The 13,389-nt window shown below is 69.4% G+C and carries 11 protein-coding genes; 7 read left to right on the forward strand and 4 right to left on the reverse strand.

Annotated elements, in window-relative coordinates; all coding sequences use genetic code 11:
• Positions 1-49: 49 nt before the first annotated feature.
• The 3 genes from ACTWQA_RS27875 to ACTWQA_RS27885 are packed head-to-tail and all read left to right on the forward strand — an operon-like array spanning position 50 to position 4,408.
• Positions 50-1,498, forward strand: a complete 1,449-nt coding sequence (locus ACTWQA_RS27875) for a hypothetical protein (protein WP_443162021.1) — start codon at positions 50-52, stop codon at positions 1,496-1,498.
• Positions 1,485-2,486, forward strand: a complete 1,002-nt coding sequence (locus tag ACTWQA_RS27880; RefSeq protein ID WP_443162022.1) for a hypothetical protein — start codon at positions 1,485-1,487, stop codon at positions 2,484-2,486. Before ACTWQA_RS27875 ends, ACTWQA_RS27880 begins: the two co-directional genes overlap by 14 nt.
• Complete coding sequence (locus tag ACTWQA_RS27885; RefSeq protein ID WP_443162023.1) at positions 2,474-4,408, forward strand: hypothetical protein; 1,935 nt, start codon at positions 2,474-2,476, stop codon at positions 4,406-4,408. The genes ACTWQA_RS27880 and ACTWQA_RS27885 overlap by 13 nt, the downstream gene beginning before the upstream one ends.
• Here the strand turns inward: ACTWQA_RS27885 and ACTWQA_RS27890 are convergent.
• Positions 4,374-4,697 carry a hypothetical protein gene (locus ACTWQA_RS27890; protein ID WP_443162024.1) on the reverse strand — a complete coding sequence of 108 codons (324 nt, stop codon included), beginning with the start codon at positions 4,695-4,697 and terminating at the stop codon, positions 4,374-4,376. The genes ACTWQA_RS27885 and ACTWQA_RS27890 overlap by 35 nt on opposite strands.
• Entirely contained in the window at positions 4,694-6,022 is a 1,329-nt protein-coding gene (locus ACTWQA_RS27895; RefSeq protein ID WP_443162025.1) for an SWIM zinc finger family protein, read from the reverse strand. The genes ACTWQA_RS27890 and ACTWQA_RS27895 overlap by 4 nt, the downstream gene beginning before the upstream one ends.
• Positions 6,023-6,312: 290 nt before the next feature.
• Here ACTWQA_RS27895 and ACTWQA_RS27900 point away from each other — a divergent pair, with 290 nt between their 5' ends.
• Together ACTWQA_RS27900 and ACTWQA_RS27905 are read left to right on the forward strand one after the other, a co-directional pair.
• The gene (locus ACTWQA_RS27900) at positions 6,313-7,098 is read left to right on the forward strand and encodes a VOC family protein (RefSeq protein WP_443162026.1); all 786 of its coding nucleotides are present in this window, start codon (positions 6,313-6,315) and stop codon (positions 7,096-7,098) included.
• A gap of 64 nt (positions 7,099-7,162) precedes the next feature.
• Positions 7,163-10,318, forward strand: coding sequence for a BTAD domain-containing putative transcriptional regulator (locus ACTWQA_RS27905; RefSeq protein WP_443162027.1), 3,156 nt, complete (start codon positions 7,163-7,165; stop codon positions 10,316-10,318).
• On the opposite strand, the gene ACTWQA_RS27910 is transcribed toward ACTWQA_RS27905, so the two are convergent.
• Both ACTWQA_RS27910 and ACTWQA_RS27915 read right to left on the reverse strand, forming a co-directional pair.
• On the reverse strand, positions 10,302-11,060 hold the full coding sequence (locus ACTWQA_RS27910; RefSeq protein WP_443162028.1) for an ABC transporter permease: 759 nt from the start codon (positions 11,058-11,060) through the stop codon (positions 10,302-10,304). The genes ACTWQA_RS27905 and ACTWQA_RS27910 overlap by 17 nt on opposite strands.
• Positions 11,057-12,001: an ATP-binding cassette domain-containing protein gene (locus ACTWQA_RS27915; protein ID WP_443162029.1), complete on the reverse strand. Its 945-nt coding sequence runs from the start codon at positions 11,999-12,001 to the stop codon at positions 11,057-11,059. The genes ACTWQA_RS27910 and ACTWQA_RS27915 overlap by 4 nt, the downstream gene beginning before the upstream one ends.
• A 136-nt stretch (positions 12,002-12,137) precedes the next feature.
• Between ACTWQA_RS27915 and ACTWQA_RS27920 the strand changes: the two genes are divergently transcribed.
• Both ACTWQA_RS27920 and ACTWQA_RS27925 read left to right on the forward strand, forming a co-directional pair.
• Positions 12,138-12,938 carry a helix-turn-helix transcriptional regulator gene (locus tag ACTWQA_RS27920; RefSeq protein ID WP_443162030.1) on the forward strand — a complete coding sequence of 267 codons (801 nt, stop codon included), beginning with the start codon at positions 12,138-12,140 and terminating at the stop codon, positions 12,936-12,938.
• 57 nt (positions 12,939-12,995) lie between these two features.
• A partial coding sequence (locus tag ACTWQA_RS27925; RefSeq protein ID WP_443162031.1) for an NADH-quinone oxidoreductase subunit H occupies positions 12,996-13,389 on the forward strand: 394 nt, incomplete at its 3' end.

Raw genomic sequence — 13,389 nt, forward strand, 5'->3', positions numbered from 1 at the left:
GGACATTAATTCGTACCAGGCAAGGGTCCGAAACTGGTGGGGGAAATTCTTGAGCCATTTCGCAGAGGGTGGGTTGCGGGGGGATCTCGCCGATCTGATCGCCTCGTTCAGGGAACGGCTGGCGGTCGTGGAGATCGACACCGCCGGAACACGGATCTTCGAGGTCCGCGTCGATGAGGTCGGCACGACGTACTACACACGCAGGGCCGCCGCCAAGTGGTCCACTTTGGCCGCCGCCGGCGATGACGTCCACGACGCGGTGCTCCGGGTCTCCCAGGATCTGATCTCCGCCGACGAGGGGGACCCGGTGGTGGTCGTGCGGTGCGCCGACGGGCCGGAGCAGGAGGCCGCCGTGCGCGCACTGCGGCAGTGGCGGCCATCGGCCCAGGTCGCCGAGGTGTCCGGGGCCAAGGTCGGGGACCTGCTCCGTGAGCTGGTCGCCGGCGCGGCGCTGCGCCAGGTGTACGACTTGATCATGGCGCGTGAGCGGGCGGACGACCGCAGACTCGAACTGGTGGGACAACGGCTCTTCGGTCCCGGTGCGAAGCCGGGGGAGGACGCCCAGGTGGCCGTCACGTGCACCGACGCCGGCGGCATGTTGCTCGCGATCTCCGCCTGGGCGGGGCCGCTCCAGCCTTCGGAGCTGGTGTCGGTCGACCACGCGCCGCTTTCGCCCGGACGGCATGTGCTGCGGGCGGTGTTGGAGCGGCCCGGCGTCGTCCGCTTTCCCGGGATCCCCGGCCTCCGGCCGGACACCCTGCCGTGGGCGGACGTGGTGGCCACGCTGCCGTCGCGGCTGCACTACGCGCCCCGGCCCGCGCACCTGGTGTGCGCCATAGAGACGGCGGGGACCGCGAAGGAGTTCGAGGCCCGCTGCCACTGGGCCGGCTACGTCATCGACCTGCTCGCCGAGCGCCGTCTCGACCCCCGGCAGCTCCAGGTGTCCGTCGTGGGATATGGCACCCACGTGTTCGGCACCCGGCACGCGGACCGTACCCGGCCGGTCATGGCCGTCTGGTCCGCGTCCGCGGCGCAGGCACGGACCGCCCTGGAGTCCCTGCAGCCCACCGCGCCGGCCTACCCGAACGCCGCCCAACTCGAGGACGTGCTCGCGGAGGTGAGCGCCCGATTGCTCCCGCAGCCGGTCAACACGCGGACGGCGCTGCTCACCATCGGGGCGCGGCCTCCGCATCCGCCTCGGGCCGGCCTCGACCGCGTGCCCCCCTGCCCTGCGCGGTACGACTGGCTGGCGCTGCTGCGCGAAATGGAACAGCGCCACGACCTGAGGAGCGCGGTCATCTGCGACAGTCCGCCCGCCACTGCCTCGTCTGCCTGGCATCGGCTCGGCTCGGCCGCGCTGTTCCAGGTGGACGCGGTGAACGCGGAAGAACTCGCGCTCCGGCTCGGCCTGGTGACACCGCCTGCCGCCGTGCTCGCCCTTCCCTTCGTCTCCCAGAATTCCGACTCCCAGAATGAGGACCTCGGTGGTCGACACTGACTCCGCCCCCGGCGATCCCGAGCGCGATCGCGCGCCTGACATCGCCATGTGGGGTGCTTCGGGCAGCGGCAAGACCGCCTTCCTGGCGGCGCTGAGCATCGCGCTGAACAAGGCCCCCGACGCGGGCTGGAGGCTCATCGGGGAGAACCCGGTGTCCCGGATGGAGCTGGCGAAGTTGCGAACGACGCTGCTGCAGACGCGTACGTTCCCGGCCCCGACCGAGGCCCTCACCCACTACAGCTGGCTGATCATCGGCCCGGCGGGGGCGCCGCGCAGACGCTGGTGGTGGCCGTGGGAGACGCGTGAGGGGAAGGCTCCGAAGATCAAGCTCGACTTCTTGGACCTGCGCGGTGACCTGTACGCGGAGTCCGAGTCGAACATCGACAAAAAGGCCCTGGTCGACAGCCTGGTCAAGAGCCGCGGCCTGATCTACATGTTCGACCCGGACCGGGAGGCCCGGGTAGGTGACGCCTTCAAACACCTGGACGCCGCTCTGCACGAGGTCGCCGGGCGGATGCTCGTCGACGACGCGTACCAGGACGGCAAGCTCCCGCATTACGTCGCCGTCTGCATCACCAAGTTCGACGACCCGAAGGTGTTGAGAACCGCGATCGAAGCGGGGTTCACCGAGCGGGATCCCATCGACGAGTTGCGCATCCCCCATGTGCCCGAGGAGCGGGTCCGCGACTTCTTCCGGCTGCTGTGCCGGGACGCCCAGGACCACAACACGGAGATGATCCTCGACCTGCTCGAGGCCTTCTTCCACCAGGACCGCATCAGATACTTCGTGACCTCGTCAGTGGGCCTGTTCATCGACGAGGATCTCGGCAGCTTCGACCCGGACGACTTCCTGAACGTCATCGACAACGCAAGCGGTGGACTGACGATCCGTGGGGCCATCCGCCCCATGAACGTCATGGAGCCCGTGATCTGGCTCGGCCGCATGCTCCGGCCCGGCGCGATGAGGAGCAGACGATGGGACGGCTGACCGCCCACTGGGCGATCCTCGGCAAGACACCGGAGAGCCTGGACGACTACAGCGTGATCGACTGCAGCACGGGGGCGATCACCAACGCGGAGTTCGGCATGTGGCTCAAGGCGTTCACCTCCGGGACCATGGAGCCCAAGGCCCTCCCGCGGGTGGCGACCAACTACTTCTCCGACCGTGACGGCGAGCCCTGGCTGGGGCTGTCCCTGCAGACCGAACCGGACTCCCAGGACGGCTTCCAACGCCCGTACGCGATGACGTACTACGTCTGCGTACGCTGGGCGGAGGTCGCCTCCGAGTCGACCAGGCTCTCGTACCGGGCCCTGTACGAGGCGCTGTTGAAGGAGAACTTCTCCGGCGACGCGCCGTTCCAGCTCTCCCTCGCGGCGTACGACGAGCGTCATCTCGCCGGCCAGGTCAACGGCACGGCACGGCGGGCGGCGGCGCTGCTGCTCACCGGACAGTCCGTCTGCATGGTACGGGCCGGCCATCTCACCCTGGACCAGCGGCTGGACTTCCTGGACGCGGTGGCGGCGCTGCTCCCGTACGGGTTCCGCCACACGCTGGCGGTCTCCACCTGGACCAACAGTGCGTCCCGGCATCGGATCCGCCTCTCCTTCGCCGAGGTGCCCCCCACCCACGGGGCCTGGGAGCTGCCCTGGGAGGCTGGCGACCCCGCGGGATCGATCCCGCCCCAGGCACTGTTCTACAAGCGGGAACTGGAGGGCTATCAGGGCGATGACCTTTGTGAGCTGATGAGGTGGCTCACGACCGCGGCCGAACCACGCGACTTCGACGACGCCTCCCACCGCGCCGCCGCGTCCAGGCTGCTCCGCGGCCGTACCTCTCCCCGGCTTCCTGCGCAGGCCGAGCAGCCCGCCGCCGCCCTGCCCTCGGTCGAGCAGCTGCTGCACCAATGCCGTGAGAGCATCGCGAACGCCGACGGGCAGCGGCTCGCCGTCCTCAACGCGCAGCTGGCGCAGCGGGCTCGCGGTCGTGTGGCGGACCACGATCGTAAGACCTACCGGGTGTTCATCAGAGCGAACCCCATCCGCCCGCCTGAAAGGCTGGCCGATTCGTCCGTCATGCGGCATTTCTTTGAGATCCTGCTCCGGCTGTTGTACGGGTCGGCGATGCATGCGGCCGACGTCGAGGAGATGCTGGTCGACCTGGGTGGACCGTTCCGGGAGGAGCCCGATCTTCCGCCCGCGCTGCTCGCCGCGATGCGCCGGATCCTGCCTGCCTGCGCCCCCTCGGGCAAGCTGCTCATCGCGAGCCTGCTGGGCCGCGAGCACCTGCGCAGGATCCTCGACGACATGTCGGAGGACGAGTTGCTCCGCGTCGCCGTCCAGTCCCGCAACCGCAGGGTGCTGGACATCGCCATAGCCGAGGCCGAGCACCGCGCCGTGCCCACCGATCCGCGGGCCATGGAGGCCGTCAAATACGCGCTGACCCGGCACCGCTACCTCATCGAGGCGATCAGCTCCATCTGCGCCGCCGAGGAGAGCGTCATCTACTACCAGAGTGTGCTCTGGGTGAGCTACCGCGGGCAGCTCACCTCGGCTGACATAGAGGAGATCCTCGGGGACCTGGACCGCCCTCCCCAGACGTTCCTGCTCGCCATCGTGGCCGAGGCCGCACCCGGAACGGCCTCGACGCTGCTCCACACGCTCGCGGGCGGCACCGTGCGCAGCCTGGGCCTGACCGGAAGGCCCGTCGCCGGCCACATCAAAGCCGGCCTCGACCGGATGACCGGCCCCGTGGATGACGGCAACGGCCGGAAGACGTCACATCGCAGGCGCTTCCAGAGATTCGATCCCACCTCCCGAAGGCTGAAACCGGTGTCCGCCTTCGGGAAGGTCCTCATCGGCGCGTCGATCATCATCGTCACCATGGGCCTCGCCCTGTGGCTGTGGCTCTGACCCGCACGGCGGCCGCCGGGCCGGTGATGACGCCGACGCCGGTCAGCAGCAGCGCGCCGGCCAGTTCGTCGAGCAGGTCGCCGACCTCCCAGGAGGCCATCTCCTCGAAGTCGTCGGGATGCTGGGCGCGCACCTGCTCGGTGCGGGCGCGGCGCAGCTCCTTGACGAGGCCGGGCAACCGCCCGCCCAGCTCGGCGCGCTCCTCCTCGGTGAGCGTGACCAGCCGGTCGGCCAGCAGGGTGATCTGGTGGCGAGTGACCAGGTCACAGATCTCCGTCCAGAGGGTCATCGGGAGACCTCCACGGCGGCGCGGGCGACGATCCTGGCGGCCAGCACGTGTTTGCACGGCCCACGGGAACCGCGATGGTCCCACCACCACTCGCAGGTGCAGGAGCCGTCGGCCAGCGAGACCCGGCGCGTGCCGCCCGAGGTGTGGACGGTGGCCAGCTCGCCTTCGAGGTGCACGGCACCCGCGTCGACGAGCTTGCGCGCCTTGGCCAGCCGCGGGTTGAGCAGGCTCACGTTGTCCTTGTCATAGGGCAGCTCACGGTGGAAGTGGGCGGCCTCCGACAGGTCGTAGCCGACCCGGCCGGCGACGCCGAGCTGCGTCAGCGCGGCCCGCACCCGGTCGGCGGGGATGCCCGCTCGGTCGGCCAGCAGGCCGATCTCGACCTCGGGCTCGAAGTTGAGCAGCATGCCCACGACGTCGGCGTCGTTCTCGGCCTCGTCGCTGGCCAGGTCGTCGAGCACCGCGCCCTCGCCGGAGAAGCCACGCCAGCGCTCGGGCGAGAGAGTGAGCGTGTAACGCATGCCCGGAAGCTCCAGCTCCCAGGCGCTGGAGGCGGCGTCGGCCGGGCCGTACACCCGGAGGGACTTCGCGAAGCGCAGCAGCGGCAGGAGGGTGCCGAGCCGGTTGGGGCCGGCGAGCTGGACCGAGCCCGGAACCTGACGGGCGGAGACCTTCAGCTCACGCCCCGCCTGCGCCACCCACACCGTGCCCTTCTTGGGCAGCCCGCGCAAGAACCGCACCGCCGCCATGCCGGTCAGCTCACCGCGCTGGTCCATGCCCGAGGCGATGACCTGCACCTCGGCGAATCCGCGCAACCAGCGCTCGGGCAGCGGCACCTTCTTCTCCACCACCGCGCCGTCCATCGTGGTCACGACCAGCTCGTCGAGGCCTACCCCCAGGTGCAAGGGGTCACGCGGGCCGATGCGTGCCAGCGACTCCCGGAGCGGCGCGTTCACGTCGACGTTGGTGGTGCCCCGGTCGAACACCTCGCCGTCGAGCGAGTCGTTCAGCAGATCAAGCCGGGCGTACACGCCGCCACAGGCCGAGAACGATTCGAACCGCAGCCGGTCTCCGTTGCACGTCACCACGGGGTCGCGCACCCAGCCGGGCCGCGCCTGCGGCTGGTGGTAGCGGGCCAGCGCCACATCGGCGACGCCGAGCAGGGCCGCTGCGGCGGGTGCCGCCTGGGTCACCACGCCGCTGAAGAACCGGGGGGCCACGGCCGGGCCGGACAGGGCGCGTCCGCCGGAGGTCGCCAATCCGAGGCGACCGTCGACAAGGGAGGAGGGCGCGGCGTACGTGTACGCCTGCGTCGCTGAAGTCATGGCCGGGACACTAGATCGCCCCACCGACAAACCGGCGCTGCGGTGCGGAAACTGCCACACCGCTGACCGCCGCGCCGTCGACCCGGAGGCTGCCGCGGTTCAGCTCGGCTTGTCCGCCGGTGCAGCATGCCTGCTCACCGAGCGGGAACGGGAGGGCCGGGCCGCCAAGTGTGCGCGAGACGTAAAGTGCGCTCTGTACGGACTGCTGAGCGTCGCCGCACTGATCGCGCTGTTCCCCCTGCTGTGGATGCTGTCCGGATCGCTGCAGAGCCTCAGGGAACATTCTGCTGGTGTCCAGCCTCGCCGGGTACGCGCTCGCGCGACTCGACTTCGCGGGCAAGGGCGTGTTCGCGTTCGTCATCCTCGCCGTGATGATCATCCCTGCGCCCGCCATGTTCCTCGCGCAGTACAAGCTGCTCATTTCACTCGGCCTGACGAACAGTCCCGTGGGCTACGTGCTGATCCTGATCACCTCGGGTATCCCGATGTCGACGCTCATCACACGATGGCATGATCGACCCTCGATCCCCGCCCCCGGATTTTCACCCGTTCCGACGCGGCCTCCAAGGGTGGTATCAGCTGTCCTCCCGCCGGACCGTCTCTGGTTACCGGCTCGGGCGACAGCCAATCTCGTTCACATGAGCATGACCTTCTCCCACGACCATGTCGGCATCAGCGTGACGCCCGAGGATCTCGACACCACCCTCCAGTGGTACGCGAGCAAGCTCGGTTTCGTCCTTGACCAGCGGTTTGAATCCCACGGCACGACGTTCGTCTTCATCGTCAACGGAGACGTCAAGATCGAGCTGCTCGCGGGCGCCTCGAACCGCCGCGAGGCGCCGACCCGCGACATTCTCACGAGCATGGACCCGGAGCGCCTGCACCATTTCTGCCTCGCCGTCGAGGATCTCGACGCGACCGTGTCCCAGTTGCGCGACCGCGACGTGCCGCTGATCGGCGGGCCCATGGACGTGCCCGCGATCGGTCAGCGCATCGCCTTCATCACCGACAACCTGGGCAACATCATCGAGCTCGCCGAGCCCGGCACCCCGCCCGCGATGATAACGGTCCGATGAAGGTCGGCGGTGTTTGCGGCTTGCGCTCGGCGTCGGTTCGTCGGTTTCGCCACGGTTCGGCACAATGGCTGATGTGCGAGTCGGATTGCTCGGGCCGTTCGAGGTCCGGAACGGTGATGGGGCCGTGGTGGAGGTTCCTGGGATTCGACTGCGCGCATTGCTGGCCGCACTCGCCCTCGAACCCGGCCGGATCGTCACGCGTGCCAGGCTGGTGGACTGGATCTGGGGGCAACGGCCGCCCGCGGACGAAGTGAATGCCTTGCAGGCGTTGGTGTCCAGGCTGCGCAGGGTGTTGCCGGACGGTGTGATCGAGGCGGACTCCGGCGGCTACCGGCTGGCCGTGGCTCCTGATGCCGTGGACGTGAGCCGGTTCGAGCACTTGGTCGGTCAGGCCCGGACCGCCGAGCCGGCGGCGCGGGCAGATCTGCTGCGTGAGGGCCTGGCGCTGTGGCGCGGTAAGGCCATGGCGGACCTCGCACTGCAGGACAGCGAGGCGTTCGACGCCGCGGTCGCGCGGCTGGACGAGCTCCACGTCGCCGCGCTCGGGGATCGGGTGGAAGCAGATATTCGCCTCGGCCGCGGCTCGGAGCTGGTCTCCGAGCTGACCGAGCTGGTGGCCACGTATCCGCTGCGTGAGGGGTTCGTGGCGGCCCTGATGCGAGCGCTCGCCGAATCGGGGCGTGGGAACGAGGCGTTGACCCTCTACCAGCGGACGCGCGAGCTGCTCGCCGAGGAGTTGGGCGCCGATCCATCGGCCGAGCTCTCCGCGCTGCACACCGCGTTGCTCCGGGGCGAGCTGGGCGAGCGGGCGGACAGTGGCAGGATCAACCTGCGTGCCGAGCTGACGAGCTTCGTCGGCAAGGACGCTGACATCGCCGCGGTCGGTGGCCTGTCCCTCAACTACCGGCTGGTCACCTTGACGGGGCCGGGTGGCTCCGGCAAGACCAGGCTGGCCACGGAGACCGCGCGGACGATGCTCACCGAGTTGCCGGATGGGGCGTGGCTGGTCGAACTGGCCTCCGTACGCGCGGGCAGTGAGCTGGCGCAGGCCGCCCTCACCGCGATCGGCCTGCGTGACCAGCCGTTGCTCGGCGATGCGCGGGGTGGGGAACCGATGGATCGGCTCATCGCCGCGCTCCGGGAGCGCACGATCTTACTGATCCTGGACAACTGCGAGCACGTGATCGAGGAGGCCGCGGCGTTCGCGGACCGGCTTCTCGGAGAGTGCCGCAGGCTGCGGATTCTGGCCACGAGCAGGGAACCGCTCGGCATCACCGGGGAGGTGCTGTGGCAGGTCGAGCCACTCGCGCTGCCCGCGAAGGGTGCCGACCCGTCCGAGGCCGAGTCCTCGCCCGCCGTACGGCTGCTGCGGGACCGCGCGGAGCTGGTGCGCAAGGACATCGGCTCCGACGCCGATACCTTGGCGGCCATGGTGCGGATCTGCCGGGCGCTCGACGGTATCCCGCTGGCGATCGAACTGGCCGCGGCCCGGCTGCGCACCATGTCCATCGACCAGCTGGCACGCCGGCTCGATGACCGCTTCCGCCTGTTGACCGGCGGCAGCCGTACGGCGCTGCCCCATCACAAGACGCTGCGCGCGGTCGTGGACTGGAGCTGGGACCTGCTCACCGAGGCAGAACGTGGGGTGCTGCGGCGGCTCTCGGTGTTCTCCGGTGGGGCGAGCCTGGAAGCGGCCGAACGGGTGTGCGGGGGCGAGACGTTCGCCGGCGAACACGTGCTCGACCTGCTGACCGCGTTGATCGAGAAATCGCTACTGGTCGCCGACGGCGAGGACACGCCGCGCTACCGGATGCTCGGCACCATCAGGGAGTACGCGGCGCACCGGCTCGACGAAGCCGGGGAGACCGAACTCGCGCGCCGGGCGCACCTCGCCTACGCCACCGAGCTGGCCGAGACGGCCGACCCGCACCTGCGCCAGGCCGAGCAGCTGAAGTGGTTGGCCACGCTCGAGGCCGAGCACGACAACATCAGCGCGGCCCTGCGCGCAGCGATCGCCGGGGGATGGGCCGAGGAGGCGATGCGGCTGGTCGGGGCCGCGGGCTGGTATTGGTTCCTCAGCGGGCACAGGGCCGAGGGCGCCGAGTTGAGCGTCGCGGCGGCCTCCCTGCCCGGAGAGGTGCCCGATGAGGTGCGGGCGCTGGCGTACACGGTCGTGACGATGTTCCTGACCTCCGGGGTCGGCCGCGACCAGTATCAGGCGGAGGAGTGGATCCTCCAGGCGCACCGGGTCACCCAGCGCACCGGGTCTGGCCACCACCCCATGCTTCGGTTCGTCGAGCTGTGGAAGCGAATACTGCAGGAGCCGACGGGGTTCCTGCCGGCGTTGGATCCGCTGATCGTCGACGATGATCCCTGGGTGCGCGCGCAGGCCAGGCTCACGCGTGGCCGTTTCCGGCTCACGCTCGGCGGCGACGAGACCGACGTGGACAGCGACGCCGAAATCGCCCTCGCCGAGTTCCGTACGCTGGGCGAGCGGATGGGGATCTCGCTGGCGCTGACCTTCCTGGCCGATCGGCTCGGCATGCGCGGCGAGTTCGCACGCGCGTGTGAGCACTACGAAGAGGCGGTCACGGCGCTCACCGAGCTGGGCGTGGACGAGGAAGTGGTCAGCCTGCGCGCGCGGCAGGCTCAGCTCTACTGGCTGCTCGGCGATGAGCGATCCAGCACGTCCGCCATGGCCGAAGCACAGCGATGCGCGGGCGGGTTGACCTGGCCGGACGCGCTCGCCGACCTGGCGCTGGTGAAGGCGCAGCTGGCGTGCTGGCGCGGCGAGCCGGACGAGGCACGCCGGCACCTGGACACCGTGCGGGCGATGCCGGGCAACGAGGAACTGACCGACTTGACCCACGCCAGGACCAGCGACCTCCATGGCTACCTCACTGAGGACCTCGAGCAGGCGCGTGCCTATCGGAGCGAGGCGTTCAGCGCCGCCGTGAAGACGGCGTATCCACCGCTGATCGCCGCGGTGTTGGTCGGGATCGCGGATCTCGCGCTGCGCCAGGGACAGTACGAGCAGGCCGCGCGGCTGCTCGCGGCGAGCGAAGGCGTGCGCGGCACGCCGGATCACTCGCTGCCGGAGGTTTCCAGGATCACCGTGGACACGCGTAATCGCCTCGGTGAAACCGTGTTCACCGAGGCGACTCGCGAAGGTCGGCGCCGGGATTGGCGCGAGCTGGCCGAAATCACGCTCGCTTCTTGAACGACGCGCTCGCCCATAGGTAGCCGATCAGCGCCAGGCCGACGCACCAGGCGATCGCCGTGACGGCCGAGCCCGTCGACGGCGCGCCGGTCAGCAGCCCGCGCAGGGTTTCGATGATCGGGGTGAACGGCTGATACTCGGCGAACTGCCGCACACCGGGCCCCATCTTGTCGGCCGGTGTGAAGGCGCTGCTCAGGAACGGAAGGAGCATCAGCGGGACGGCGGCCATGCCCGCGCTTTCCGCCGTCTTCGCCGCGAGACCGAACGCGACGGTCAGCCAGCCGATCGCCAGCACCGCCAGCACCGCCAGCACGACGATGCCGATCACGCCGAGCCACTGCGAGAAACTCGCCGACGGCCGGAATCCCATCAGGAACGAGACCCCGATGATGAGGGTGATGGCCACCAGGCTCCGTAGCATGGTCGCGATCACGTGCGCGTTCAGCACCGCGGCCCGGGACACGTCCATGACGCGAAGCCGGTTGATGAATCCGGTCGTCATATCGGAGTTCACCGCGACCGCGGTGGGGCCGACGCCGTAGCAGATGGTCGTCAGGATCAACCCCGGCGTCGCGTAATCGGCATAGTTGACGCCGACGCTGAACGCGTCGCCGAGCACGTAGACCATCAGGAACATCAGAACGATCGGCATGATGATGCCGTTGAACAGTGCCAGGGGGTTTCGCAGCGTGTGGCGGAAGTTGCGCCGCAGCATGGTCGCGGAGTCTGAGATGGTGTTCATCGTGCGTTGACCTTCTTGTTCGCGTGGCCGGTCAGGGCAAGGAAGACGTCGTCAAGGTCGGGCGTGTGCACCGACAGTTCATCGGCGTCGATGGCGTGCGCGTCGAGCCGATCGAGCAGCGCGCGCAGGGACCGCACCCCGCCGTCGCCGGGCACCCGCAAGGTCAGCTCTTCGTCGTCCCTGGTGGAGGCGTGCAGGATCTGTGCCGCGACGTCGAGCGCGTGCCGGTCGGTGAACCGCAGCCGGACGTGGCTGCCGGGAACCCGGCGCTTGAGCTCGTCGGCCGTGCCCTCGGCGACCAGCCGTCCCTGATCGAGTACGGCGATGCGGTCGGCGAGCTGGTCGGCCTCCTCGAGGTACTGGGTGGTGAGGAAGATGGTCGTACCGTCGGCGACCAGTTCCCGGATGATCTCCCACATGGTGCGGCGGCTGCGCGGATCGAGTCCTGTCGTGGGCTCGTCCAGGAAGATGATCTGCGGCTCGCCGACCAGCGTCATGGCGAGATCCAGCTTGCGGCGCATGCCGCCGGAGTAGGACGCCGCCGGCTTGCTCGCCGCTTCACCCAGGTCGAACCGGTCGAGCAACCGGCCGGCGACTCGATTGCCCTGCGGCCTGGGCATGTGCAGGAGATCCGCCATCAGCAGCAGGTTCTCCTCGCCGGTGAGCAGGTCGTCCACCGAGGCGAACTGCCCGGTGACGCCGATCGCCGCGCGCACCGCCTTGGTCTCGGTGACCACGTCGTGCCCGGCGACGACCACCTTGCCGGCGTCGGGGGCCAGCAGCGTGGTCAGCACGTTCACGGTCGTGGTCTTCCCGGCGCCGTTGGGCCCGAGCAGGGCGAAGATCGTGCCGGCCCGGACATTCAGGTCGATGCCGTCGAGGACGGTCTTGTCTTTGTAGGCCTTTCGCAGCCCCGAGGCCGCGATCGCTGATCCGTTCATGGGGTCAACGATCGGCGACCGCCCTGATACCGGGCCGTCGCCGTCCTGACGCGGCCGCTGACACGACACAGCATCCCTCCATGGGAGGGAGTCGATTCCACGGCCCAGGTGAGACTAGGGCAGTCTTGCTGGTGTGATGGCGATGCATTCGCTGCCCACGCAGCAACAGGCGCAGCCGTACGAGATGATCACCCGTGTGTCACCGCCGCACCTGCGTCCGTACGTGCTGGGGTGGGCCGGCTTTCGCACCCGGGCGGGAGAGCCCGCCCACCCTAGCCGGATGCTGCCGCTCAACGCGGCCACTCTGATCATCGACTTCACCGGCATGGGCCCGATCGTCACCGGTCCCCGCGCCACCGCGACGTTCTCGGCCCACACGCCGTGGCGTCACGGGATGGCGGTCGGGCTCACCCCGGCCGGGATGTCGGCGCTGACGGGAACGCCCCTACGTGAGGTGGCCGGCACGACCGTGCAGCTGGAAGACCTCCTCGGCACCCGCGCCGCGGAGCTGACCGATCGGCTGATCGCGTCGGGGAGCTGGGCGGACCGCTTCAGGCTGCTGGAGGAGCGGCTGACCGCGTGGCTGTGTCCCGACGCCGGCCCCAACGACCTGATCACGCACGCCTGGTGGCGGCTGCAGGAGCCGGACGGCCCGCCCACCATCGCGGCCCTCGCCGATGAGCTGGGCGTCAGCCGTCGCTATGTCGAGCTCGGATTCCGCCGGGTGGTGGGCTTGTCACCCAAGACGGTAGCCAGGATTGCCCGATTCCAGCGGACCGTGGACACGTGGAGACGGCCCTCGGCCACGCTGGACGAGGCCGTCGCCTGTGGTTACGCCGACCAGCCGCACCTCTCCCGCGAGATCCGGGCGATGGCGCAGATGACACCGAAGCAGCTGTTCGCATTCGTTCAATACACCGATCGGCTCACCGGCTAACGTGACCTTCCGCTCCCGGACCGAACGAGTGCCGGGGGAGGAAGGGGCAACCACGTCATGACAGGCGTTCTCGCGGCCGATCCCACCCTTGCCGACTTCGACAAGGCCTATCCGCTGTGGGTCCACATCGTCAAAGCGGTGATGCTGTTCCTCTTTCTGATGCTGGGCGTCGTCTTCGGGGTCTGGTTCGAGCGGAAGCTGATCTCCAGGATGCAGAACCGCTACGGCCCCAACCGGGCCGGTAAGTTCGGTCTGCTGCAGTCGGTCGCCGACGCGATCAAGATGGGGCTGAAGGAGGACCTCTTCCCGCGCACGGTGGACCGCGTGCTCTACCTGCTGGCGCCGATCATCATGGTGGTGCCGGCGTTCCTGGCCTTCTCGATCGTGCCGTTCGGGCCGATGGTCAACCTGTTCGGCGTGCAGACGCCGCTGCAGCTGGTGGACCTTCCGG

The organism is Nonomuraea sp. 10N515B, from assembly GCF_052245915.1.
Classification (GTDB): Bacteria; Actinomycetota; Actinomycetes; order Streptosporangiales; family Streptosporangiaceae; genus Nonomuraea.